Source organism: Nocardia sp. NPDC057663 (genome assembly GCF_042799895.1).
Classification (GTDB): Bacteria; Actinomycetota; Actinomycetes; order Mycobacteriales; family Mycobacteriaceae; genus Nocardia.
The window spans coordinates 280,366-303,133 of sequence record NZ_JBHVHX010000001.1 but is presented as its reverse complement, the minus strand read 5'-3'; the positions used below and the strand labels follow the sequence as shown (position 1 = coordinate 303,133).

Here is a 22,768-nt window from a genome sequence, read left to right as displayed (position 1 = left end):
AATGTCTAAAGGAGCCGCCGTAAAAGACCAGGTAGAAGCAGAAAGTTTGAATCGCGTGCAAGGGGCTTTAGGTACACCGCCGCACGAGGGGGGTACGCGTACACCCCGTACACCCCCTGTACAGCCCGCCGGGGTTGGTTGCTAACGAGTGAGAGGAAATAGAAATGAACGAGGAAATGCGGGATCAGGAAATCGTAGAAGAGGTCCATGCATCCGCTGCCCCGGCTGAAGCGGAGGCAGACCTGGGTTCGAGCGATGGGGAACTCGACGAGCGCCCATCGAGCCCGGCACCTATGGAACAACTGCTGTGGTCCGACGGGAAACGAGTCAAGCGCCCGTGCAGTGCTCGCCGGACCAACGGGCAGCCCTGCCGCAAGTCGGCGATACCGGGCGGGAGCGTGTGCGGCACGCATGGAGGGTCTGCACCGCAGGTAAAGCGTGCTGCGCGGGTGCGCTTGGAGATGGCTGCCGACCGAATGGCCAAGGAGCTGTTGGGCATTGCCGCCGATGCCGACACCCCCGTGCCCGTCAAGCTCGCGGCCATCAAGGACGACTGGACCGCGCAGGCGTCAGCGGGAAGACCTCGCTTGAGTTGGAGGTGGTGACCAAGCCTTACGAGGACATCCTGGGCGAGGTTCTGGAAGGTGGTTCGCGCGCGGAAAGCCGTGCAGCGCGCGGACTTCCAGCAGATGGACCCAATCCCTGGGCCGAGTTCCTTGAGGAGGCCGAGGTATTGGACGCCGAACTGGTGGACGACGCGAGTGAGCGGTACATACCCCCGCCGCCGGATGAGCCCAGCTTTGCTGACGGTCCGGGTCCGTACTCGCAGGCCGCACCGTCCAGCGGGCTCATGCCGCTAGAGGACGCCTTGGCGATCTTGGGTGATGAGCGCCGCCAAGCTGCGGCAGGTTCGGCACGCATAAGCCCGCGCCGTCACCGGTAGGGCTATCGCGCACCCCTAGCCGTCGGCTGGGCGGCCTGGCACGGCGGGCCGAGGTATTTGTGCGGCACCGGGCCAACTCAACCGCACAGCCGAAAATAGCCCCTGACCAGGACTCACCTTTGTGATCGAACATATGTTCTAGGAACGGTGCCGCTTGGTTTACAAACTAGGCGGCACCGCAGGTCAGCGGGCTGCGGCAGATAGTTGGAGGTGATTGCGTGAAGCTCGTCGGCTACATCAGGGTGAGCACTGCACGCCAGCGAGAGGCCTACGGGCCACCCGTGCAGAAGGCGGACATTCGCAAGTGGGCCAAGGCAAACGGGCATCGCATCGTCGCGTGGCGCGAGGACGCCATCTCCGGCAACAGCGAGCTCAAGGATCGCGCCGGTTGGGTGGGCGCTGAGGGCTTGGTGAAGGTGGGCAAGGCGCACGGGATCGTCGTGGGTCGCCTGGATCGGCTGGCTCGCGATGTGCTTATCCAGGAGTTGTTGCTCCGCAACACCAACCGCCTCGGCGGGGTTCTGTGCTCCGCGCGCGACAGTGAGAACGAGCTGCTGACCGGTGAGGCCCGCGACCCCAGCCGCAAGCTGATCCGCACGATCCTCGGCGCGGTGTCCGAATACGACCGCGAGATGACGGTTGAGCGGCTGGAGGCTGCCCGCAAGGCCAAGGCTGCACGCGGGGGATACGCCCACGGCGGACTGCCGTACGGGTGGGCGTCCAAGAACGGCGCACTGGTGCCACTCCCAGCCGAACAGGCCGCGTTGCGGACTATGCACGCCCTGGCTGAGCAGGGTGTAAGCACTCGCGAGATCGCCAAAGCCCTTACCGCACAAGGGCATCCAACCAAGCGCGGCGGTCGGTGGTCCAGCGCCACCGTGTCCCGAATCCTCAGCCGCACAACCGATGCCACCCGAAAGACGGCCTGACATGGCCTACATCCGCAGCTACGACACCACCACCCGCCGCAACGGCAAGCCAGTGAAGCGGTACGAGGTGGTCTGGCGTGAACCCGTCCGCGACGAGTTCGGGTTGCCGATCCCGGTAGACCCTGCGCGGCCGGAGGGCAAGAAGAAGACCCGCGCCACGCAGGAGAGCTACGCCACCCGCGACGAAGCTGAAGCCCGCCGCGACGAGCTGAACGCCGCACGACATACCACCGGCACAACCGCCCTGGCTGAGGCTCGTAAGGCGGGTGACCTGCCATTCGGCTACTACGCGAAGGCGTGGCTGGACAGCCTGCAAGTAAAGGTGAGCCAGGGCCGGTTGAAGCAGCGCACCTTGGACGACTACGAGAAGTACCTACAGCGCTACGCACTGAAGACGTTCAGCGGCACGGCAATTGCCAGCATCGCGCCCCGGCAGTGCGAAGAGTTCTTGGCTATGTTGGTGCGGCGGCAGTCCCGGCAGGGCGAGACGCTCGCGCCTGCAACGGTGAAGCACGCGTGGGGTGTGTTCGGCCGGGTGCTCAAGTACGCCGTGCGGCACGACGCGATTCCTTCCAACCCAGCCGACCGCGTGGACTTCGGCACCAACCGCGCCACCGGCGACCACGAGGAGTTTGAGCACAACCCGCTCACTGCCGAGCAGGTTGCGCGCCTGAGCGCAGCTATCGCGGGCGAGTTGGTCGCTACTCCCAGCAGGGCCGAGGTCTGGTTGCCTGCGTACCCCGTCTACGCGCTGATGGTGGACTTCCTGGCGTATACCGGGCTGCGGGCCAGCGAGAACTCCGGGCTGGAGGTGCATGACCTGGAGTTCCGTACGGCTCCAGGTGTACCGATCCGGTGCGTGGTGCACGTTCGCCGGACCAAAGAGCGCAAGCAGACCCCCGCCGGTCGGCAGTGGGTCACCAGTACGCCCAAGTCCAAGCGCAGCAATCGGTCTGTGGCGCTCCCGCCCTGGCTGGCTGCACGGATGCACGCGTACCTGTTTGGCGACACAGACCGCGCCGTGCAGCACCCGCGCTCCGCGGAGCCCACCGCGCCGTTGTGGCCATCCCGGCAGAACTGCGGCGGCCTGCGGCTCACAGGCCAGCGGTACGCGGTGCCGTTTGACTGGTCGCAGCCGATGGCGATGGGCACCTTCTACGACACGATTTTCAAGCCCGCGCTGCTGGCGGTGGGTCTGCCCGCCAGCGCACCCGAGGTCCCCGCGACCGCCAACACATCGGCCATCCCCTCCCAGCGCGGCGTACGCCTGCACGACCTGCGGCACACCTTCGCGGTGATGCAGCTGATGGCCGGTACGCACTTCATGCAGGTGTCCAAGTGGCTGGGACACAGCACGTTTACTCTCACCCTGAACACCTACGGCGACTGGATCCCCGAGGAGGACGGCGGCGCGGCCAACCTGCTGCCCGAACCACCCGCCCCGGCGGTTACGCAGACTCCGGCGGTTGAGGTTCCGTCGAATGTGGTGCCGCTGTTTGGCCGTCGCTCGGGGTAGTTCAATCCCACGGGCCAACGATCTCCGCACCAGCACGAAGCGCGGTACGCACCCGCGAATAGTGGAGGTTGCAGAGCCCGCGAACCTCGGCTGTTCGGGTGCAGTTCTCTGCTGAACATTTCGGCTGGTCGGATCGGCTGAGTAGCCATTTATTGTAGTGCCGTTTGCAGAGTTCTCGAGTATGAGAACCTTTGTCGCACCCCTCCTGCTTGCAGGTACTACGACTGCGGAGCCATTGGGTGTAGTGCGATCGACAAAGTCCTCTCGCGCGCACAGGCTTCATGCAATCTTTCATGCTGCACACCGACGGTCTTGCGGGCAATTCTGTCGTGCCGTATTTCTTGACACGGCGGTAATGCTTGTCGCACATGCCTTTTGTGCCTGCAACTCGGTCGCACTCGTCCGCAGAGCAAGTCGCTCGGGTCATCGGCATATCATCGTCCCGCCATTTTTCAAGAAGCACTTGCACTTCGGCTGGATCTCGTCGCCAGCCGAACTTGTCGCCTTTCGCGATATTGCATGTCTTATGCGCGAGTGCTAGATTCTTCGGATCATGGCTTCCGCCTCGGGCAATCGGGATTATGTGGTCTACCTCCGCCGCTAGCGGGTGGGGCTTGAATGCGTCAGTCGGAACTGGCAGCCCGCATATGCTGCAATCATCTCCGTCGCGTGCGCGAATGTCGTCTGCCGATAGGTACAACGACGCGCTGCGATGACGGCAGTCGTCGCACAGCTTCTTTGAAATCGGTGTCATGCGGTTTCCGCCGCCGTTGGCGGGAGCTAGGTAGTCAATTAACTTTCCGCACTGACTACATTCGGCGGTTGTGCTGTTATTTGCATGGCGTCGCGCCAAATTGCGACAAGATATTGAGCAGTACCGGCTCCTGCTGCCAGCCCCAACCGGCTCACCGCACCATCCGCACGCGCCGTTCGGTTCTTGGGGGGTTCGGCTAGCGATTACTCGGAGGGGCCCGCCTCGATTTCGCTGCTTTGCGTGGTTCAAACACAGGCCCTTGCCAGATGCCTGCCGATCACAGGCCGGACCGCTGCATCGGGGCTTGCATGTTTCCGAACAGTAGCGTCGCCCCCTTGGAAGGCCTGCCAGATCCTTGCCGCAGCCACGGCACGGGCGACTCGTCGGATGTTCCGCGCCAGTGCCGTTGTTCGTAGTGCGGCCTTCCGACGCGAGCGGGGCAGATGACAACCGGCCGGTCCGCTGAAGTATTGCATAGTGATACCTGCACAAGCCGCGTGCCTTGAGCGCGTTCGAGCAGTCGGGTGCGGAGCACGTTCCTGTGGATCTTCTTGAGTCTTTGCGCGCGGCGTCGTAGTGCCGCTGACACAGCCCCTTCGCCGTGGTTTTGCCGTCGCAGCGAGGCTCCGAGCACACCTTGGGCTTCCGCTTCTCTAGCGATCCAGTGCGGTGCAGGCGCTGGCGATGCATGAAGCAGAGCCCTTCGCGGCTGCTCCGTGTCCGCTCACAACCAGGAGCGTGGCATCGCTCTCCCCGGGCACGTGAGCGGCTTCCGTTTGGGTCGCCGTACTTCCAGTAGGCTTGATAATGCTTTTCGCAAAGCTGTTGACTCTTGTTCGAGACCTTCAGAGAGCACGCCTCCGCCACGCAAGTGGCTACCGGCTCCTCGTCCGATCTATCCGGCGTAAAAAGTGCCAACTCTGCGGCCGAACCATCTTCCACCTGGCCAGACTACGACGGGACACCGACAATCGTTCGCGCCCGGCGTGTGGCAGCCTCTTGGCACGCCTCATGCTGACGAACTTGTTCGCCAGCCCGACGTTGTGGCTGTCTACCTGCCCGCGCGCCGGGGTAGTGCCGGGGTGACGACTCCGGATTTATGCCCTGACCTGTGGCGCAACGCACCTACCAGCGCTTTTGTAGTGCCCCCACAGGGACTCGAACCCTGACTTGGCGGATTTTAAGTCCGCTGCCTCTGCCAATTGGGCTATAGGGGCGTCCCGGACAGCCTAGCGACTCGTACGGGTGTACCGGAATCTTGTCGGTGGACAAGGTCGGCCCGGCGTGTCGCCGATGACCGCGCCGGTCCGACCTTATCGCCGACAGTGCCGGTCAGTCGGCCGTCGGCGACTTCTTGCCGAGGACGGAGTGGCGGCGGCTGTAGGCGAAGTAGACGACGAAGCCGATGGCCATCCAGACGATGAAGCGGATCCAGGTGTCCACCGAGAGGTTGACCATCAGCCACAGGCACGACAGGACGCCCAGGATGGGGACTAGGGGAACCATGGGGACGCGGAAGCCGCGGGGGAGGTCGGGGCGGGTGCGGCGCAGGATGATGACGCCGACCGAGACCAGGACGAAGGCGAACAGTGTGCCGATGTTCACCATCTCTTCCAGGGTGCCGAAGTCGACGAAGCCGGCCAGCACGCAGCAGACGATGCCGACGATGACGGTCAGGCGAACCGGGGTGCCGCGCGAACCGGTGTGGGCCAGCCAGCGCGGTAGCAGCCCGTCGCGTGCCATCGCGAACAGCACGCGGGTCTGGCCGAGGAACAGCACCATCACCACGGTGGTCAGGCCTGCCAGCGCGCCGATGGAGATGACGTTCTTGGCCCAGTCGACGCCGTGGATCGCGAAGGCGGTTGCCAGCGTGGCGTTCTCACCGGCCAGATCGGTGTAGGGCACCATGCCGGTGAGCACCAGCGACACCGCGACATAGAGCACGGTCACGATGAGCAGCGAACCGAGGATGCCGCGCGGCACCGCCTTCTGCGGGTTCTTGGTCTCCTCGGCGGCGGTGGCGACGACGTCGAAACCGATGAACGCGAAGAACACCAGGCTGGCCGCGGCGAGCAGGCCGTACCAGCCGAAGTTGCTGTCGCCCGCGCCGGTGAGGAACGAGAACAGCGACTGGTGCAGGCCGCTCGCGCCGTCCTCGGCGGGCTGCGACGGCGGGATGTAGGGGCTCAGGTTGGACGCCTTGAAATAGGTGATGCCCAGGACGAGCACCAGCGCGATGACGCCGAGCTTGATCGCGACCGCGATCGCCGACACCCGCGAGGACACCTTGGTGCCGATGGCCAGCAGCACGCCGAGCACCGCGATCAGCGTGACCGCGCCCCAGTCGAAGGTGATCGAGCCGAGTTGCATGGTGGCGGATTCGAATCCGAAGACCGTGCCCAGATATTGCGACCAGCCCTTGGCGACCACCGACGCGGCGAGCGCGAATTCGAGAATGAGGTCCCAGCCGATGATCCAGGCGACCAATTCACCGAAGGTGGCATAGGAATAGGTGTACGCGCTGCCGGCGACCGGCACGGTCGAGGCGAATTCGGCGTAGCAGAACGCGGTGAGACCACAGGCGATCGCGGCGAACACGAAAGCCAGCGAGACCGACGGGCCCGCCACATTGCCCGCGGTGCGCGCGGTGAGCGTGAAGATACCGGCACCGACGACCACGGCGACACCGAAGATCGTGAGATCCCAGGCCGTCAGGTCTTTGCGGAGTTTCGAATCGGGTTCGTCGGTGTCGAGGATCGATTGCTCGACGGATTTGGTGCGGAACAGTCCGCTCCCGCGGCCGGATGTTCGGCCTGCCTCTGGTGTGGCTTCCGGTGTCGGCACGGTCTTTCTCCTTCTGTGCGAACGTCTTCGGGGATTACCCGGAGGCAGGTCAGTGCACGCCCTGCATGTGGCGCTTGATCCAGGGGGCGCACGCGACCACGACGAGACCGGCCGCGATGGCGGCCGCGCCGCTGATCCCGAAGTAGGCGGCCTCGCTGTCGGGGCTGTAGTAGCGGGCCAGGGTGCCTGCCATCGAGGTGCCGATACCGACCGAGAAGAAGTACAGGGCCATCATCTGGGAGCGGAACGCGGCGGGGGCGAGATGGGTGGTCACCGCGAGACCGATCGGCGAGAGCAGCAGTTCGGAGACGGCGAAGCCGCCGAGGATGAGGAACACCGCCAGCACCGGGACGGTCTTGCCTTCGAATCCGCTCAGCAGCGCGAACAGCCAGAACGCGATGCCCATGCCGATGACGCCGAGCGCGAACTTGATCGGGGTGCTCGGCGCCCGGTTGCCGAGCTTGGTCCACATCAGCGCGAACAGCGGCGAGAGCACGATGATCCACACCGGTTCGACCGAGCCGATCCAGCTCGCCGGCGCTTCCCAGCCGAAGATCTGCCAGTCGATGCGCTCGTCGGAGTACACCGCGAGCATGGTGAACATCTGCTGGAACAGCGACCAGAACACCGCGTTGGCGATGAACAGCGGGATGAAGGCGAGCACCCTGGTGCGCTCGACGGGGGTCACCTTGGGGCTGCTGAGCAGCACGGCGAAGTAGGCGATCGAGGCGAGGACGATGACGCCGGTGGTGACGTCGGAGAGATTGTCCAGCGTGATCAGCCCGGCCGTCACGGCCACCAGCGCCACGACCGCGGCGACGGCGGCACCGATCAGCACCGGGGTCAGCTCACGGCTGGTGACCGGGTTGGGCACGTCGCGGCCGTGGGTGCCCAGGTTGCGCCGGAAGATCACGTACTGGGTCAGGCCGAGCGCCATGCCGACCGCGGCGGCGGCGAAGCCGACGTGGAAGCCCCACTCGCGCTGCAGCAGACCGGTGAGCAGCGGGCCGGTGAACGCGCCGATATTGATGCCGAGATAGAACAGCGTGAAGCCACCGTCGACGCGCGCGTCCGAGGGCGCGTACAGCGTGCCGAGCAGAGACGACGCGTTCGCCTTCAGCGCGCCGCTGCCGAGCGCGACGAGCACGAGACCGACACCGACACCGGTCAGCCCGGGCAGCACCGCGAGCGCGATATGGCCCGCCATCACCACGACGCCGCCGTAGAAGACGGTGCGCTCCATCCCCAGCACCCGGTCGGCAATCCAGCCGCCGAGCACGGTCGACAGGTACACCAGCCCGCCGTACGCGCCGACGATGCCCAGCGCCGTGCTCTGGTCTAGGTCGAGCCCGCCCTCGGCGGTCGAGTAGTAGAGGTAATAGCCCAGGATGGTGAGCATGCCGTAGAAGGAGAAACGCTCCCACAGCTCGACGCCGAACAGGTTGGTCAAGCCGATCGGATGACCGAACAGGGTGCGTTCGGCGACCTTCTCGGCGGGGCCTGGCGGGTCGCCGAGCCGCGTTTCTTCGGTGGACATAGGGGAACGATCCCACGTCCAAACGGTGTACAGCAATTTTCCCGCATCTCCGCGGGTCCGGCGCGCCGTGCCGTCTCACCTCGGCGGAACTCGGCGCGCGGCGGGCTCTCGCGCCAATTACGCTGGAGTGGCCCGACTCCCGCGACGGACGAGGAAATCAGACATGCTGACTGCCGAAGTCACGGTGCCGGTGGACCGCGGCGCGGCCTTCGCGACCCTGTCCGACGGCTGGCTGTACGCGAGCTGGGTGGTCGGCGCCTCGCATATCGGCCGGGTCGACCCGGACTGGCCCGCCGTCGGCAGCCGCATCCATTACCGCTTCGGGCTGTGGCCGATGCTGATCAGCGACACCACGGTGGTGCGGGCCGTCGACCCGCCGCATCGGCTGGAGCTGGAGGCGCGGTTGTGGTCGGTGGGGTCGGCGTGGATCCGGCTGACGCTCACCGAGGACGAACCGGGCCGCACCACCATCCGGATGACCGAGCGCGCCTCCGGCGGTCCGGCGCAGCTGATTCCCGGACTGGCCCAGGACCTCGTCTTCGCCGCGCGCAACCAGGAATCGCTGGACCGGCTGGCGGATTTGATCCGGGCTCGGGCGCAGCACTCGTGACGGCCCCGATCGGATAGTGGCCGGGTGGCGACGGACTACTGGCTGGGCTCGGGCAGCTTGCAGTCGCTGACCTTGGGGTTGACCCCCATGTAGTTCAACGGACCGGCGAGCATCGTCACCGCGATGGTGCCCAGCGTCGCGCAGTTCTGCTCACGATCGGTGAGGTAGCCGCGCTGACCTGCGGCGATAACGCCGATCACCAGCCACACCAGCACCAGGATCGAAATGATGCGGGGCATGTTCATGATGTCTCCTGGGGAAAGTCCGGCTGGGATCAGTACCAGTGGCGCCGGCCGCCGATCGGACGGCCCATGCCGCCGACCAGGGCGAGGACGACGCCGATGACCAGCAGGATCACGCCGATGGTGGTCAGCAGCGAGATGCCGAGGACGAGTCCGAGAATGAGGAGTATTGCGCCGAGAATAATCACTGAGCTCACCTGTTCGGTATGGGATCTACGTCTGGATGTGCCGGAGAGTCCGCCACATCGGGCGTATGCCCGGTCGTGCCGATCGGAAACAGGTATGGGTTGCGCTGGAATGGGTCTGTGGAAATCGCCGGGGCGCGGTCAGTGGGTCTCCGGCCCGGGGGCGGCGCCGCGCCGGGACGCCGTCGCGTTGTCGGCGGTCATCCGGTAGGCCGTGCGTTCCAAGGTGGCCAGGATCTCGGTGATCGGCAGGGTGCCCGCGGCGAAACGGCCGATCAGGGCCAGCGCCATATTGCCCATGATCAGGCCGAGATCGTTGAGGTAGTCGGGGTCGAGATCACGCAGGGCGACCTCGGCGACCGGGAGCGCCGCGGCGAGGCCCTGGCTGTCGAGGCGTTCGCCGCCGGGGCCGGTGCGGGCGTGGTGGTAGGCCTCGAGCATCTTGGGATTGCGCTCCCACGGCTCGAAAACGGTGCGCAGCAGGCGAGTCAGGCTGTCGCGGACGGATTCGTCGGGTTCGGGTGGGGTCACGTCCGCGTAGGCGTTGGCATCCATCCACTGCTGGAGCGCGGCGATGATCAGCTCGTCCCTGGTGTGGAAGAGCCGGTAGATCTTGGCCAGCGAGACGTGGGCCTGCGCGGCGACGGTACGCAATTGGACGGCGTCGTAGCCCTCGGTGTTCAGCAGATCCAGCACCACCGCGATGATCTTCGCCGATGCATCCAATTCTGGTCCGCTGCTCACCGCTAAATGGTAGCGTCGCGCAGCGGTAACCCAGTTACCGCTGGATGAGGTCGGTGCACGCCTCGTCTGAACGAAGCGACACCCAACCACTGGCGAGGTCTTCCGCCGCTGCCGCGCGGCGGCGGAACAGCTCGCAGGCGAAAGAAAGGCGGCCCTGTTCGCGGGGCCGGCGACAATTCCATGACTCGTCTGTTCACTCCCGCGGCCCGCCGCTACGGCCTCGCCGCGGTGGCGGTGCTGCTGATGCCACTCGGCACCGCCGCCGTGCCACCCGCGGCCGGTGCACCCGCCGCGCACACCGCCGACTGTCTTCCCGGCTCCCTGCCCGAAACCGGTCTGCAGGGCGACGTCCCCGCCGCCGACCGCGACAGCGGGCGCTCCCGCGACGGATTCCGCTGCAATATGCGGATGCTCGGCAGTTCCGCGGGCAGTGGCGGCGGCATCACCTCGGTGACCTTCGACCACTGCGCCTATATCGGTACCTTCTTCCCCGGCAACCTGCTCGGTCCCGACGAGGGGGTCCGGGTCCTCGACGTCGCCGATCCGTCCGCGCCGGTGCACACCACCACCCTCACCGAGCCCGCGATGCTGGCGGGGACCTGGGAGAGCCTGAAGGTCAATGCCGCGCGCAAACTGCTTGTCGGCGCGGGTGTTCCGGCGCTGACAGGCGCCGGCCTGCTCTCGGTCTACGACATCTCCGATTGCGCGCATCCCCGGCTGCTCAATCCGGGCCCCGGCACCGATCTCGCGCTGCCGGTGCCGATCACCGCGCACGAGGGCGGCTTCTCCCCGGACGGCCGCACCTACTGGGCCTCGGGCACGGCGCCGGGCCTGCTCAGCGCGGTCGATCTCACCGACCCCGCCAACCCACGGGTGATCTGGCAGGGCCTGCTGGGTCTGTCCATGCACGGGTTCGGTTTCTCGCCCGACGGCAATCGGATGTATCTGGCCAACAATATGGGCGGGCTGAAGATCCTCGACGTCGCCGCGGTGCAGCGCCGCGATCCCGAACCGCGCGTCCCGGAACTCGCCGACATGCCGTGGACCGACGGCTGGGCCACCCAGCACGCCGTCCCGGTGACCTACGGCGGGACGCCCTATGTGTTCGCCGTCGACGAGGCCGGTTCGGGCGGGGTGAAGCTCATCGACGTCTCCGACGAGCGACGCCCCCGGCTCGCGCAGTCGATCAAGCTCGCGATCAACCTGCCCGAAAACCAGGACAGCATGGTCGCCTCGGCGTCGGGCGGCTCACTGTTCGCCTACGACGCGCACTACTGCGCGGCCGACCGCCCGGTGGACCCGACCGCGCTGGCCTGCAGCTGGACCTCCTCGGGCATCCGGGTCTTCGATGTCCGCGACCCCGGCGCCATCCGCGAGATCGGCTACTTCAACCCGCCCGCCCGCACCGGCGAGCAAGCCGGGCTGTGGAACTCGCCGCACGCGCTCGCCTCGATCATCGGTCCGCCGCTGCTGGCGGCGCCGACGCTGGCCCAGTCGATGTTGCAGGGCGTCTTCGATCCCGCGCAGGCGCTCAGCTCACGCACCGGCACACTGGCTTTCGGCGATTTGTCGACCGACTGGTGCTTCTCGCCGCCGGAATGGCGCGGCAATCAACTGTGGACCACCTGCGCGGACAACGGCTTCCTCGCGCTGGAACTGGCGCCCGAGGTGTACACCCCGCCCGCCGACCAGTCCTCGACCACCGGATCATGAACAGGCACAGCGGATTCCGGGTGGCCGCCCTGGCCGGGCTGGTAGCGCTGCTGCTGGCCATGGGCGCCGCACTGCGCCCACTGCTGCCCGTGGGCACGGTCGCCGCGGCGCCGGTCCTGACCGCCACCGAGATCGGCTTCGTCCAGGACATGGTGGCGCACCACAGCCAGGCCATCGTGCTGGTCCAGCGGCTCGATCGGGGCGCCGACCCGTCGGTCGTCGCGCTGGCCGGGCAGATCGCCGACACCCAGCGCACCGAGCTGGGCATGCTGCTCGGCTGGTTGCGTTTGGCAGGCGCGCCCGTCACCGGCACCGATCCGATGGCGTGGATGCGGCCCCGTGGGGCCCATCAGCACGCCGGGGTCGATCTCGCCCGGCACCATTCGACGATGCCGGGGATGGCGACGACCGCCGAACTCGACGAACTCGCCACCGCGCGTGGCGGCCGGGCCGAAGTCCTGTTCCTGCGACTCATGCAGCGACATCACTACGGCGGCATCGAGATGGCCGCGGCGGCCGACGCGCTGCTCGACGGGGGGGAAGTCGAGCGCGCGGCCCGCGACATGATCACCGGCCAGGGCCGCGAGGCCGGCCTGCTCGGCTTGCTGCTCGACCGCCGCGCCTGAGCGAACTGCTCGAAACACCGATTCCCAACCCCCGATGAAGGTCTCCCGAATGTCAAAGTTGACACGCCGTACCCTGCTGACCGGTGCTGCCGCCGCAGGTCTCACCCTCGCCACGGCAGGCACCGCCGCGGCACGGCCCGGTATCGCCCACCGCACCACCGGCATCCCGCTCACCCACGAGGACCGCAGGGTCGTCGTGATCGGGTCCGGCTTCGGCGGCGGGGTGACCGCGCTGCGATTGGCCGAGGCGGGCGTTCCGGTCCTGCTGCTGGAGCGGGGCAGGCGCTGGGCGACCGGCCCGAACGCCCAGACCTTCCCGCTGGCCACCCGCCCCGACAAGCGCCTGCTCTGGTACCGCTCCGATCCGGTGGTGTTCGGGCAGCCGCTGCTGTTCGAGCGGTACGCCGGTCTGGTGGAGGCGGTGCCGGGCGCCGGGATGACCGCGCTGTGCGCGGCCGGCCTCGGCGGCGGCTCGCTGATCTACCAGGGCATGTCGCTACAGCCGGCCCGCGAGGTGTTCGAGACCCACTTCCCGGCCGGGATGGACTGGGACCGGATGGACCGGGTGCACTACCCGAAGGTGGCCAGGATGCTCGGGCTCGCCACCGCGCCCGACGAACTGATCGCCCACCGGAACTACACCGCAGCCAGGGTTTTCGCCGACCGGGTACGCGGCGCGGGGATGCCGCTGTCGAAGATCCCCATGCCGATCGACTGGAACTACGCCCTCGCCGAACTGCGCGGGGAGATGACGCCGTCCTACACCAACGGCGACGGCGCGATGGGGGTGAACAACGGCGGCAAGCATTCCGTCGACGTCACCTATGTCGCGGCGGCCGAGGCGACCGGCCTGGTCGACGTGCAGACCCTGCACGAGGTCACCGAGATCGAGCGCGCGGCCGACGGTCGCTGGGTGGTGCGTGTCGACCGGGTCGACCTCGCCGGCACGGTGCTGGAGAACAAGGTCATCACCACCGGCGCGCTGGTGCTCGCGGCGGGCAGTCTCAACACCACCCGGATGCTCGTGCGCGCGGCGGCCTTGGGGCACATTCCCGATCTGCCCGACGAGCTGGGTCGCGGCTGGGGCACCAATGCCGACCGGATCTATGTGTGGCGCAACGCGTCCGCGGGATTCGGTGCGGCGCAGGGTGGTCCGGTCGTGTACGGCAGCAAGAACTGGGACGACCCGAATTCCGCGTTCACCGTCATCCAGGCGTCGATCCCGTCGCTGCCGGTCGACCCGGGCGCCACCATGCTCGTCGGCTACGGCGTCAGCACCGGGCGCGGTGAGTTCGTCTACGAATCAGGCGCCGACATCGCGACCCTGCGCTGGCCCGGCGACGGTGACCAGGCCATCCAGGACGGCCACATCGGCCCCGCGGTGCAGCGCATCGCGGGCCCTGACAGCTTGCTCATCGACACCAACGCGCTGTTCCCGTCCACCTGGCATCCGCTCGGCGGCGCCAATATGGGTTCGGTCTGCGACCTCGACGGCCGGGTGCTCGGCCAGCGCGGCCTCTACGTCATCGACGGCGCGCTGATGCCGGGCAACACCGCGGCCTGCAATCCGTCGATGACCATCGCCGCGGTCGCCGAACGCGCGCTGGAGAATCTGGTCCGTACCGACGTGGGAACGCTCATCTGAGCGGGGTTCGGCGCGCCGCCGGAAGGGGGCGCGCCGAACGTGGATCAGCCTGCGGAGCCGGGGATTCCGGGCAGCGCGGCCGAGCCCGTCGCGGGCGGGCGTGGTCCGCTGGAGCCGAGGTCGGCGTCGAAGGAGCCGGTGCCGCTGCCGAAGTCGGCGTCGACCGAGCCCAGTGAACTGCCGGTGGGCGGGCCGATCTCGACCGAACCGGAGGGGAGCAGGTCCCAATCGAGACCGCCGACGGCGTTGGCGGTGCCGCCGGTGCCGAGCACGGCTCCCGCGGCGAGCACGGCCAGCAGGCCTGCCCGGGTGGTGGACTTACGGATGGACATGGGGTGATACCTCCGAGCACTTCGCTGTGATAGCGCTCATACGGTATCTGAAATATGACAGTTTCATACCTGTGATGGCCGGCCGACTTCCATCTGCACGCGATAGCGGTCGGCGCGGTACCAGCTCTGGGTGTGCTCGATCGGCACCTCGGCACTGAACGACACCCGGTCGAAATGCAGGACGGGAGCGCCCTTCTTGACCCCGAGCAGCATCGCGACGCCGGACTCGGCGGCCTGGGCGTCGACGGTCTGCACGGCCCGCTCGATGGGCCGGCCGTAGCGGTCGGCGGTGGTCCGGTAGATCGAGCCGGCGAGGTCGTGCGAGATCAGGCCGGGCAGCAGCTCGGGATTGAACCAGGCGTCGTCGACGCTGACCGGCTCCTCGTCGGCCAGCCGCAGCCTGCGCACGTGATAGGCGCGCGCGTCCTGGGGCAGCCGCAGCGCGCGGGCGGTGGCCTCCGGCGGCACCGCCTCCTCGGCGACGAGCACCAGGGTGGTCGGCTGATGCCCGAGCGCGCGCATCTCCTCGGTGAACGAGGCCAGATGCAGTCGTGACTGCACCGGCCGGTGCGCGACGAAGGTGCCCTTGCCGCGCACCCGCACCAGATAGCCCTCGTTGACCAGCTGGCCGATCGCCTCGCGTACGGTGATCCGGCTGACGCCGTAATCCTGCATGAGATTGCGTTCGCTGGTCATCAGGTCGCCCGGCTGTAGCTCGCGCGTGCATTTCTGCAACAGGATCGCGCGCAGCTGTTCGTGTTTGGGCACTGCGCTGTCGCGCAGCGGTGCGGGCATGAGGGCGGCTCCTTCTCGCGAGCGGTGCACCGGTCCCTACTGGTCCTGTCCGGTTCGTTCGAGAATACGCGACCGCGACAAACGACGAAAGCCTCGCGCGCCGGGAGGCCGGCAGGCGAGGCATTCGGTGGAACCCAGGGCTCAGGAGAGCGCTTTACCCTTGAGCTGTTCGAATTCGGCCTGGGTGATCGAGCCTTCGTCGAGCAGCCTCTTGGCATCGGCGATCTGCGCGGCGGGATTGGTGCCCGCGGTCTCCCTGATATACGAATCCTGCGCCTGCTGGATCTGCTTGACCTCGGCGCTCGAGCGCTCCGCCATGCCCTGGCCGCGGAAGATCAGGTACGCCAGCGCGGTGAGGAACGGGAGGAAGAGCAAGCAGATGATCCAGAGGGCCTTCATCCAGCCCGAGGTCTTGTGATCCCGGAACAGGTCTCCGATGATCATGAACAGCATGAGCAGGTAGGCGACAAAAGCGAAGCTCACAATGATGAGCCAGAGCACTTCCCAGAATGACATGACACACCTCGCGTTTGGACACGGATCGGTTCGCCCCGGTTCGGACGATCGATTGAAGCACGCATATAGCTGGAAACTTGCCGGTCTTCGAGCATTGTGCCAACCCTGTTCAGGGTGACCACCCGTCAGCGTACGCGCGGGTGGGTTTGCTTCGCAGGTGGCGGCTCCGGTGCCGCCACGTCACGATTCAGCGGATGCCGGGTGTGGCGGGGTTGCTGCCGACGCAGCCGAGCACGACGCAGCCGGGCGGCCAGTCGGAGAACGGCGGCTTCGGCGTCTCGCCGAGGCAGTCGACGAAACTACAGCCCGGGTAGGCGTACGGGCCGATGCCGAGGGTGCCGAAGAACGCGTCGGGGCGGGCGATCATCGGATCGGTGACGCTCACGTCCGGGCGCTCCTGGTACGGGCCGGGGTCGGGCAGCTGCTTGTCGACGAAGGCCGAGACCAGCGTGCGCATCACATTGTGGGTGTAGGTCGACGAGGCGCCCGGCGTCGCGACACCGGTCCAGTTGAGCATCAGCCCAAGGCTGGGAACGATGTAGCTGTCGTTGCGCAGCATGCCCGACATCTTCACCGCGTCGTCGGGCAGGCCGGGGAACTCGAGGCGGCACGGCGCGCCGTTGATCACGAAGAGGAAGCCGTAGCAGGGCATGCTCGCCGAGGGGGACAGCGCCGCGCGCATGTAGTCGTCCGAGATCACCTGCCGGTCGTTCCAGCGTCCCCGATTGCCCACCAGCAGACCGAGTTTCGCGAAATCGTCCGGCGGCAGGATCAGATGCGCGTGGCCGTAGGTGTTTCCGGCGCGATCGCGGGCCCAGAAATAGTCGCTGCGCGCGATACCCAACGGGTCGAACAGCTTTCGCTGCGCGAAGGTCTGGAAGTCCTCGCCGACGGCCTGCCCGATCACGTAGACGAGCAGGTCGACCGCGCGCTGGCTGTAGCGGAACATGGTGCCCTGCGGGCGCTCGATCGGCATCGCCAGCGCCTGGGCGACGACATTCGGATCCAGCGCGGCCAGCCCGGTCGCGCCCTCGGCGGCGACGGCGACCTCCATCCCGGAGGACTCGGTGAGCAGGTTGCGCACGGTGATCGCCCGGTGCGCCTCGTCGCCGAGACCCGCGGGCAGATAGCGGTCGATCGGCTCGTCGATGAGCAGGCGGCCCTCATCCACCGCCAGGCCCGCGACCAGCGCCACCACGCTCTTGGTCCCGCTCCACAGATTCCAGGGCACCCCACCGGATTCGGCATTGCGCGGGCCACCGGCCACCAGGCAGTTGTTGCGGTAGAGCTGGATGTTGAAGCGGGTGGTGTCGATCGCCAGGTTCATGGCGGCGGCGACGCGGTCCGGGTCGAGGGCGGCCTCGGCGGGCGTCGCGGTCTGCGGCGCGCGGCCCGAGCTGACCTCACACTGCTTCGCGGTGACCGGGTCGGCCTGCGCCGTAGCGGGCAGCAGCGCTCCCGAGGTGAGCGCCAGCGCGGTAACCGCTGCTGCCACAACATATTTCAGATAGCCGTGCACTAAACCCTCCAGAAAGAGATTCCGGGAGGGAATCGTGAACGATCACGTTCTCGTTACTGAGGCTCAGCTTCCGTAGGGCTTGCAGACGTCGATCGCGGTGTCCTTGGCCGCGTTGAACGTGTCGATCACATCGTTGAGTTCGTCGGTGGGCGCGCGGCGTTCGAGGGTGTCGGCGAGGGTGTTGGTGTTGTCGCGGTAGGAGCGCAGCGGTTCGGCCAGCGTCGGGATCACATCGTTGGTGATCTTGCGGCCGAGGTCTTTGGCGTTGTTGCGCAGCGTGGCGACCGCGTCGTTGGCCTTGGTGTCGGTGTCGGGCGCCCTGGTGTTGCTGGCGTCGATGTAGGCGTTGAACGCGGTCACCGAGCTCTTGTTGGCCGCGCGCAGTCCGTCGCAGGCCGTGTCGTTGGCCTTTTTCACGCGTGCCACCGAGGAAGCGGCCACCTCGGAGGTGTAGGAGGCGAGGTCGGTCTGGTTGGCCTGGGCGTCGCCTGGCACCTGCTTGGTGCAGGCCACCAGGACCATTCCGGTCGCGACGGCCACGAGTGCCGTGGTTACCCCCACTCGTTCCCGATGTCTCATGTCTCTCCTCCCTCGGGACCGCCGGCCCGGATCGCACCGGAACCGAACATATCGACCGTACTGGCTGTGAGCGGGTGTCGTCAGCTCGCGGTAGCGATTTCGATGATCAACCGAGACGTCGGGCCGGTCGCGGCGCCGGGACGGTCGGCCCCGGCGCCGCCCCCGATCAGCCCTGTCCGAGCATGCCGCGCATCGTGGTGATCTCGGCTTCCTGAGCGGCCACGATGGCCGTCGCGAGCTGCCTGGATTCCGGGTTGACGCCGCCGGCGAGCTCGGTGCGGGCCATGTCGACCGCGCCCTCGTGATGGTCGATCATCATCGCCAGCCACTGCTTGTCGAACTCGGCGCCCTGGGCGGACTGCAATGCGGTCATCTGGGCCTCGGTCATCATGCCGGGCATGGCGTGTCCCTCGTGGCCGCCGCTCGCACTCGGCGCCGGTTTGCCGAAGGACACCAGCAGACCGGTGATCTGCTGCATCTCCGGCGCCTGTGCCTTCTCCACCGCCGCGGCCAGCGCGATGAGCTGCTGGTTCTGGGTGTGGCCCGGCACCATCTTCGCCATCTCGACGGCCTGCGCGTGATGCGGATACATCATCTGCAGGAAGGTGACGTCGGCGTCGTTGAAGTCGGTGCGGGCCGCGGCCGTCGCGCTGGTCGCGCTCGCCGAGCTCGTCGTCGAGTGGGTGTCGTGCGTCGCCGACTCGGTGTCGTCGCCGCAGGCGGCGAGCAGCAGGGCGCTCGCGGCGGTGACGGCGAGGACGGTAGCGCGGGTACGGGTGATGAACATGGGTGATCCTCCTGGGGATTCTGGTGACGGTGAGATGGGTTGGACCGCCGCCGGACACACCGGTGACGGTCGACCTGTCAGATCCGCAGAATTGCCAGTTGCGCGAGGGAGAGAACGGTCCACGGCGGCGGGCGCTCGCGCCTGCCACGCCACGGCCGCGCGCTCGCGTGGCCGGTCGTCGCGATGTCGTTCGTGAGCCGGTAGAGCAGCACCAGCGTCAAAGCGAAGGCCAGTGCGGCGAGGACGAACACGCAGGAGTGGACAGCGGCGTGCTCGCCGCAGCCCGCCGCACCGCAGCCGGTATCGGCCCCGTGCCGGTCTTCGGCGGGGGCCGCGGCGAGCACGATGGTGGTGGGGTCGATCAGTGCGCCGGTGTGCCCGGCGGCGTGCGCCGCGCCGGCACTCGTCGGCCCACCGGTCGCGGTGCTCGCGTGCAGCGAATCGGAGACCTCGGCGGACATCTGGATCGTGCTTATGGCCTGCGACGCCTGGATGGCGTTCGCGTGGGACGACTCGGCGCTACTCGTGTGCGACGGATCGGCGGTGGACGCGTGCGCGGTGCCGAAGACCGCCGAGTGCATGGCGACGATCCCGGCCAGCAGCATCAGCACGGCGAGCACCCTGGCGATGCCGGGTGCGCGCTCGAGCGGATGCTGGTCGATCACGGCACCGAGTCTAACCAGCGCGATCGGGCTGCCGGAAATACCCCGACACGGTAGGGGTAGCTACTGGGTGGCGATGTCGACGACCAGCCGTGGCGGATCCGTCAGCGCCGTGACGGCGAACGGCGGCCGATCGGCGTCGACGCCGACGAAGGACTGGGTGGAGCCTTCGAAGACCAGGGTCTTGTAGACGCCGGTGATGCCGGGGACGCCGGGGTCGGTCACCGGGTCGGGCCCCGAATACGCCGGGGCGGTCGAGTCGAACGGGTAGACGGACCCGAGAATGCGCACCTCGAGGATCGAACTGCCCGCCACGTCGACGGTCTTGCCGCTGCCGTCCTGGACCGCGCGGTCGGTGTACGCGACCCGCCAGCCCGGGGTGCCGGTGCCGCCGAGGGCGAAGACCACCCGGTCGAAGCCCTGCTGACGACCGATCCGGATATCGGTGACGGTCAGCGCGGCGCCGGTGGAGGCCTCGCCGGACTTGGGTTCGCTGTCGCTCGGCACCTCGCCGGTGGCGTCGGCGAAGGTGCCGGTGGTGCTCGTCGGCGCGGAGGTGGCGACCGGCGCGTCGTCGTTGCCGCAGCCGGGCAGCGTCAGCGCCGCGATGGCGACCATGCCGAACACGAGAGCGTTGCGCATGAGGCTGATGGTACTCAGCACGGGTGGTTCGCCGGGTGCAGGAGCGCGGGGTGTGTTCGGGCTACGGCAAGTTTGCTGGGGAACGGGCGAGGGACCTGAGCGGCCCGATCTGCGCGAGGGCATCGGCTGATCAGCGGCGGCGGCGCGTTCGCCGAGGGCTGCCACGCGTTCGCCGCGGCCCAGATGAGGTCGAAATCATCAAGAAACAGCGGTCGAAACAGTGGGGAACAACGGGATTCGTGAGATCGGCCCGGCTGGGCCGATCTGCAAGGATGTCGCAAATCGATGGAAGCCGTTCGTGCCCACCGGAGTACGTGCCACGACATCGCACTGTGAGCAAGGCCACCGGCGGATATCAGGGCCGGATGTGACGGTGGGGCAACGATCTAGCACACTTGTCGCGTGGACAGAGTCGAGGACGTATTCACCCGGCTGCGCCGGTATCCGGATGTGGAGGCGCCGAACCTCTATGCCGTCGATGCCGCCGACCGGTTACTCCTCGACACCGCCGCGGATGCCCTGGCGGCGGCGGGTAGCGGCGAGGTTGCGGTAATCGGCGACGCCTACGGCGCGCTCACCGTCGGCGCGGCGACCCGGCACGACCTGACCGGCCTGCGCGTGCACCAGGACCTGCTCACCGGGGAACTGGCGCTGGCGGGCAACGCCAAGAATCTCGGGCTGACCGATCGCTACACCGCGCACGGTCTCGACGCCGAGTTGCTGACCGGTGCGCGGGTCGTCCTGATGCGGCTGCCGCGGATGCTGTCCGGCCTGGCCGAGACGGCCGAAGCCATCGCCCGTTTCGCCGCCGAGGATGTCGTCGTGTTCGCGGGCGGCCGCGACAAATACCTGACCCCCGCCATGAACGAGGTACTCGCCGAATCGTTCGGGCAGGTGCGCGCGGGCCGTGGCAGGCAGAAGTCGCGGGTGCTGGTCGTGAGCGAGCCGCTGCCGGTCGGCGAGTCGCGGTTCCCGGTGGCCGAGCACATCGCCGAGATCGACGGTGACGTCCTCGCCTATGGCGCCGCGTTCTCCGGGCCGCGCCTCGACATCGGCACCCGCTTCCTGCTCGAGCACCTGGACCGGATGAAACCCGATGCCCGCGAGGCCATCGACCTCGGCTGCGGCACCGGCATCCTCGCGGTGGCGCTGGCCAAGTCGCGTCCGTACATCCGGGTCGTCGGGACCGACCAGTCCGCCGCCGCGGTCGCCTCGGCCATGGCCACCGCGGCCGCCAACGGCGTCGCCGACCGGGTGACGGTGGTGCGCGACGACGCCATGTCCTCGGCCGCCGACAACAGCGCCGACCTGGTGCTGTGCAATCCGCCGTTCCACGTCGGCGCCGCCGTGCACACCGGCTCGGCGATCAAGATGTTCGCCGAGACCGGCCGGGTGCTGCGGCCGGGCGGTGAGCTGTGGACGGTCTACAACTCGCATCTGAACTATCGCGGGGTGGTCGAACGGATGGTCGGCCGCACCGATGTGATCGGCCGGAACCAGAAGTTCACGGTGACGCGGTCTGTTCGTGGTCTGCGCGACGTACAACGATAGAGCCGGTCGAACGCGGTAGAGTCCGATTTGTCCGAACGGGCGGGGTGTGGTCGGTGACCGTACCGCCGGGAACTTTGTCCGATCGCGGCGCGTTGAACAGGCAGTTGGAGCTGTGCTACGCCGGCAGGCGTACAGCGACTAATCACTCCAAGAAAGGCGCACGGTGCGTACCTCATCGAATCCGGTGTTCAAGAACTTACCTCGCCAGGAGGGTGTCGGCGGTTACGCGAACTTCGGTTCGGGCGTGGCCGGCGCGGGCCAGCTGGGCAACCAGCAGTACGGCCAGCAGCAGTACGGCGAGTACGGGCAGCAGTACGGCCAGCAGTTCCAGCAGGCCCCCGCCACCCGCGCGATGACCATCGACGACGTGGTCACCAAGACCGGCATCACCCTCGCGGTGCTGACCGTCACGGCGATCATCTCCTTCGCGCTGTCCTCGGCGAACCCCTCGCTGGCCCCGCTGTTCGTCATCGGCGGCGGTCTGATCGGCCTGGTGCTGGTCCTGGTCGCGAGCTTCGGCAACAAGATGGACAACCCGGCGATCGTGCTGTCCTACGCGGCGTTCGAGGGCCTGTTCCTCGGCGCGCTGTCGCTGATGTTCACCGACGTGACCTTCGGCGGTGTCGGCGGTAGCGCCCTGATCGGCCAGGCGGTGCTCGGCACGTTCGGCGTGTTCTTCGGCATGCTCGTCGTCTACAAGACGGGCGCGATCCGGGTCACCCCGCGGTTCACCCGCATGCTGCTCGGCGCCATGGTCGGCGTGCTGGTCCTGATGGTCGGCAACCTGATCGCGAGCTTCTTCACCGACGGCGGCTTCGGCCTGCGCGACGGTGGCGCGCTGGCGATCGTGTTCAGCCTGGTCTGCATCGCCATCGCCGCGTTCAGCTTCCTGCTGGACTTCGACGCCGCCGATCAGCTGATCCGCGCCCAGGCCCCCGAGAAGGCCGCCTGGGGCGTCGCCCTCGGCCTGACCGTCACCCTGGTCTGGCTCTACGTCGAGATCCTGCGCCTGCTGAGCTACTTCCAGCGGGATTGAGATAGCTAGCAACTGACGACTGGTAACAAGCGGCTCCCCATTCTGAAATGGGGAGCCGCTT

At 67.6% G+C, this 22,768-nt stretch carries 24 protein-coding genes and 1 tRNA gene; 10 read left to right on the top strand and 15 right to left on the bottom strand.

Going from position 1 to position 22,768, the window contains the following annotated elements; translation table 11 throughout:
* Positions 1-164: 164 nt before the first annotated feature.
* The 4 genes from ACFVAV_RS01495 to ACFVAV_RS01480 all read left to right on the top strand — a co-directional run bounded on the left by ACFVAV_RS01495 (position 165) and on the right by ACFVAV_RS01480 (position 3,388).
* Complete coding sequence (locus ACFVAV_RS01495) at positions 165-605, top strand: hypothetical protein (RefSeq protein ID WP_379028387.1); 441 nt, start codon at positions 165-167, stop codon at positions 603-605.
* Positions 602-943: a hypothetical protein gene (locus ACFVAV_RS01490; protein WP_379028385.1), complete on the top strand. Its 342-nt coding sequence runs from the start codon at positions 602-604 to the stop codon at positions 941-943. The genes ACFVAV_RS01495 and ACFVAV_RS01490 overlap by 4 nt, the downstream gene beginning before the upstream one ends.
* A 218-nt stretch (positions 944-1,161) precedes the next feature.
* Positions 1,162-1,872: a recombinase family protein gene (locus ACFVAV_RS01485; RefSeq protein ID WP_379028383.1), complete on the top strand. Its 711-nt coding sequence runs from the start codon at positions 1,162-1,164 to the stop codon at positions 1,870-1,872.
* Between the two features lies 1 nt (position 1,873).
* Positions 1,874-3,388, top strand: a complete 1,515-nt coding sequence (locus ACFVAV_RS01480) for a tyrosine-type recombinase/integrase (RefSeq protein ID WP_379028381.1) — start codon at positions 1,874-1,876, stop codon at positions 3,386-3,388.
* A 1-nt stretch (position 3,389) separates the two neighbouring features.
* On the opposite strand, the gene ACFVAV_RS01475 is transcribed toward ACFVAV_RS01480, so the two are convergent.
* The 4 genes from ACFVAV_RS01475 to ACFVAV_RS01460 all read right to left on the bottom strand — a co-directional run bounded on the left by ACFVAV_RS01475 (position 3,390) and on the right by ACFVAV_RS01460 (position 8,523).
* Positions 3,390-4,142: an HNH endonuclease gene (locus tag ACFVAV_RS01475; protein ID WP_379028379.1), complete on the bottom strand. Its 753-nt coding sequence runs from the start codon at positions 4,140-4,142 to the stop codon at positions 3,390-3,392.
* A gap of 1,143 nt (positions 4,143-5,285) precedes the next feature.
* Positions 5,286-5,359, bottom strand: a tRNA-Leu gene (locus ACFVAV_RS01470).
* Positions 5,360-5,474: 115 nt separating this feature from the next.
* Positions 5,475-6,986 carry an amino acid permease gene (locus ACFVAV_RS01465; protein ID WP_379028377.1) on the bottom strand — a complete coding sequence of 504 codons (1,512 nt, stop codon included), beginning with the start codon at positions 6,984-6,986 and terminating at the stop codon, positions 5,475-5,477.
* A gap of 49 nt (positions 6,987-7,035) precedes the next feature.
* Positions 7,036-8,523, bottom strand: a complete 1,488-nt coding sequence (locus tag ACFVAV_RS01460) for a peptide MFS transporter (RefSeq protein ID WP_379028374.1) — start codon at positions 8,521-8,523, stop codon at positions 7,036-7,038.
* Between the two features lie 163 nt (positions 8,524-8,686).
* Here ACFVAV_RS01460 and ACFVAV_RS01455 point away from each other — a divergent pair, with 163 nt between their 5' ends.
* The gene (locus ACFVAV_RS01455) at positions 8,687-9,133 is read left to right on the top strand and encodes an SRPBCC family protein (RefSeq protein ID WP_379028372.1); all 447 of its coding nucleotides are present in this window, start codon (positions 8,687-8,689) and stop codon (positions 9,131-9,133) included.
* A gap of 35 nt (positions 9,134-9,168) precedes the next feature.
* Here ACFVAV_RS01455 and ACFVAV_RS01450 read toward each other — a convergent pair whose 3' ends face one another.
* The 3 genes from ACFVAV_RS01450 to ACFVAV_RS01440 all read right to left on the bottom strand — a co-directional run bounded on the left by ACFVAV_RS01450 (position 9,169) and on the right by ACFVAV_RS01440 (position 10,304).
* Positions 9,169-9,372 carry a hypothetical protein gene (locus ACFVAV_RS01450; protein WP_379029892.1) on the bottom strand — a complete coding sequence of 68 codons (204 nt, stop codon included), beginning with the start codon at positions 9,370-9,372 and terminating at the stop codon, positions 9,169-9,171.
* A 35-nt stretch (positions 9,373-9,407) separates the two neighbouring features.
* A complete protein-coding gene (locus tag ACFVAV_RS01445; RefSeq protein WP_378851436.1) occupies positions 9,408-9,563 on the bottom strand; it encodes a DUF6131 family protein in 156 nt (51 codons plus the stop codon).
* 138 nt (positions 9,564-9,701) lie between these two features.
* The gene (locus tag ACFVAV_RS01440; protein WP_379028371.1) at positions 9,702-10,304 is read right to left on the bottom strand and encodes a TetR family transcriptional regulator; all 603 of its coding nucleotides are present in this window, start codon (positions 10,302-10,304) and stop codon (positions 9,702-9,704) included.
* A 180-nt stretch (positions 10,305-10,484) separates the two neighbouring features.
* On the opposite strand from ACFVAV_RS01440, the gene ACFVAV_RS01435 reads away from it, so the two are divergent.
* From ACFVAV_RS01435 to ACFVAV_RS01425, 3 genes are read left to right on the top strand one after another with little or no spacing between them, the layout of a single operon-like run.
* A complete protein-coding gene (locus tag ACFVAV_RS01435; RefSeq protein ID WP_379028369.1) occupies positions 10,485-12,017 on the top strand; it encodes an LVIVD repeat-containing protein in 1,533 nt (510 codons plus the stop codon).
* The gene (locus tag ACFVAV_RS01430; protein ID WP_379028367.1) at positions 12,014-12,643 is read left to right on the top strand and encodes a DUF305 domain-containing protein; all 630 of its coding nucleotides are present in this window, start codon (positions 12,014-12,016) and stop codon (positions 12,641-12,643) included. The genes ACFVAV_RS01435 and ACFVAV_RS01430 overlap by 4 nt, the downstream gene beginning before the upstream one ends.
* A gap of 49 nt (positions 12,644-12,692) precedes the next feature.
* Entirely contained in the window at positions 12,693-14,288 is a 1,596-nt protein-coding gene (locus tag ACFVAV_RS01425; protein ID WP_379028365.1) for a GMC oxidoreductase, read from the top strand.
* 44 nt (positions 14,289-14,332) lie between these two features.
* On the opposite strand, the gene ACFVAV_RS01420 is transcribed toward ACFVAV_RS01425, so the two are convergent.
* The 8 genes from ACFVAV_RS01420 to ACFVAV_RS01385 all read right to left on the bottom strand — a co-directional run bounded on the left by ACFVAV_RS01420 (position 14,333) and on the right by ACFVAV_RS01385 (position 20,120).
* The gene (locus ACFVAV_RS01420) at positions 14,333-14,620 is read right to left on the bottom strand and encodes a hypothetical protein (protein WP_379028363.1); all 288 of its coding nucleotides are present in this window, start codon (positions 14,618-14,620) and stop codon (positions 14,333-14,335) included.
* Between the two features lie 63 nt (positions 14,621-14,683).
* Positions 14,684-15,415, bottom strand: a complete 732-nt coding sequence (locus ACFVAV_RS01415) for a GntR family transcriptional regulator (protein ID WP_379028361.1) — start codon at positions 15,413-15,415, stop codon at positions 14,684-14,686.
* Between the two features lie 141 nt (positions 15,416-15,556).
* A complete protein-coding gene (locus ACFVAV_RS01410; RefSeq protein ID WP_379028359.1) occupies positions 15,557-15,931 on the bottom strand; it encodes an SHOCT domain-containing protein in 375 nt (124 codons plus the stop codon).
* Positions 15,932-16,118: 187 nt separating this feature from the next.
* Positions 16,119-17,426 carry a serine hydrolase domain-containing protein gene (locus ACFVAV_RS01405; protein ID WP_379028357.1) on the bottom strand — a complete coding sequence of 436 codons (1,308 nt, stop codon included), beginning with the start codon at positions 17,424-17,426 and terminating at the stop codon, positions 16,119-16,121.
* A gap of 87 nt (positions 17,427-17,513) precedes the next feature.
* A complete protein-coding gene (locus ACFVAV_RS01400; RefSeq protein WP_379028355.1) occupies positions 17,514-18,029 on the bottom strand; it encodes a hypothetical protein in 516 nt (171 codons plus the stop codon).
* A 166-nt stretch (positions 18,030-18,195) separates the two neighbouring features.
* Complete coding sequence (locus ACFVAV_RS01395; protein WP_379028353.1) at positions 18,196-18,816, bottom strand: DUF305 domain-containing protein; 621 nt, start codon at positions 18,814-18,816, stop codon at positions 18,196-18,198.
* Positions 18,817-18,893: 77 nt separating this feature from the next.
* Entirely contained in the window at positions 18,894-19,481 is a 588-nt protein-coding gene (locus ACFVAV_RS01390; protein WP_379028351.1) for a DUF6153 family protein, read from the bottom strand.
* Between the two features lie 60 nt (positions 19,482-19,541).
* A complete protein-coding gene (locus ACFVAV_RS01385; RefSeq protein ID WP_379028349.1) occupies positions 19,542-20,120 on the bottom strand; it encodes a hypothetical protein in 579 nt (192 codons plus the stop codon).
* Positions 20,121-20,522: 402 nt separating this feature from the next.
* Here ACFVAV_RS01385 and ACFVAV_RS01380 point away from each other — a divergent pair, with 402 nt between their 5' ends.
* Together ACFVAV_RS01380 and ACFVAV_RS01375 are read left to right on the top strand one after the other, a co-directional pair.
* Positions 20,523-21,671: a class I SAM-dependent methyltransferase gene (locus ACFVAV_RS01380; protein WP_379028347.1), complete on the top strand. Its 1,149-nt coding sequence runs from the start codon at positions 20,523-20,525 to the stop codon at positions 21,669-21,671.
* A 163-nt stretch (positions 21,672-21,834) separates the two neighbouring features.
* A complete protein-coding gene (locus ACFVAV_RS01375) occupies positions 21,835-22,707 on the top strand; it encodes a Bax inhibitor-1/YccA family protein (protein ID WP_379028345.1) in 873 nt (290 codons plus the stop codon).
* Positions 22,708-22,768 lie beyond the last annotated feature (61 nt).

Excerpts from the sequence above, each read along its gene's own strand:
- ACFVAV_RS01395 (WP_379028353.1), bottom strand. The coding sequence starts at position 18,816 with ATGTTCATCACCCGTACCCGCGCTACCGTCCTCGCCGTCACCGCCGCG.
- ACFVAV_RS01425 (WP_379028365.1), top strand. The coding sequence starts at position 12,693 with ATGTCAAAGTTGACACGCCGTACCCTGCTGACCGGTGCTGCCGCCGCA.
- ACFVAV_RS01430 (WP_379028367.1), top strand. The coding sequence starts at position 12,014 with ATGAACAGGCACAGCGGATTCCGGGTGGCCGCCCTGGCCGGGCTGGTA.
- ACFVAV_RS01480 (WP_379028381.1), top strand. The coding sequence starts at position 1,874 with ATGGCCTACATCCGCAGCTACGACACCACCACCCGCCGCAACGGCAAG.
- ACFVAV_RS01410 (WP_379028359.1), bottom strand. The coding sequence starts at position 15,931 with ATGTCATTCTGGGAAGTGCTCTGGCTCATCATTGTGAGCTTCGCTTTT.
- ACFVAV_RS01415 (WP_379028361.1), bottom strand. The coding sequence starts at position 15,415 with ATGCCCGCACCGCTGCGCGACAGCGCAGTGCCCAAACACGAACAGCTG.
- ACFVAV_RS01420 (WP_379028363.1), bottom strand. The coding sequence starts at position 14,620 with ATGTCCATCCGTAAGTCCACCACCCGGGCAGGCCTGCTGGCCGTGCTC.
- ACFVAV_RS01385 (WP_379028349.1), bottom strand. The coding sequence starts at position 20,120 with ATGCGCAACGCTCTCGTGTTCGGCATGGTCGCCATCGCGGCGCTGACG.
- ACFVAV_RS01495 (WP_379028387.1), top strand. The coding sequence starts at position 165 with ATGAACGAGGAAATGCGGGATCAGGAAATCGTAGAAGAGGTCCATGCA.
- ACFVAV_RS01455 (WP_379028372.1), top strand. The coding sequence starts at position 8,687 with ATGCTGACTGCCGAAGTCACGGTGCCGGTGGACCGCGGCGCGGCCTTC.
- ACFVAV_RS01400 (WP_379028355.1), bottom strand. The coding sequence starts at position 18,029 with ATGAGACATCGGGAACGAGTGGGGGTAACCACGGCACTCGTGGCCGTC.
- ACFVAV_RS01450 (WP_379029892.1), bottom strand. The coding sequence starts at position 9,372 with ATGCCCCGCATCATTTCGATCCTGGTGCTGGTGTGGCTGGTGATCGGC.
- ACFVAV_RS01460 (WP_379028374.1), bottom strand. The coding sequence starts at position 8,523 with ATGTCCACCGAAGAAACGCGGCTCGGCGACCCGCCAGGCCCCGCCGAG.
- ACFVAV_RS01435 (WP_379028369.1), top strand. The coding sequence starts at position 10,485 with ATGACTCGTCTGTTCACTCCCGCGGCCCGCCGCTACGGCCTCGCCGCG.
- ACFVAV_RS01475 (WP_379028379.1), bottom strand. The coding sequence starts at position 4,142 with ATGACACCGATTTCAAAGAAGCTGTGCGACGACTGCCGTCATCGCAGC.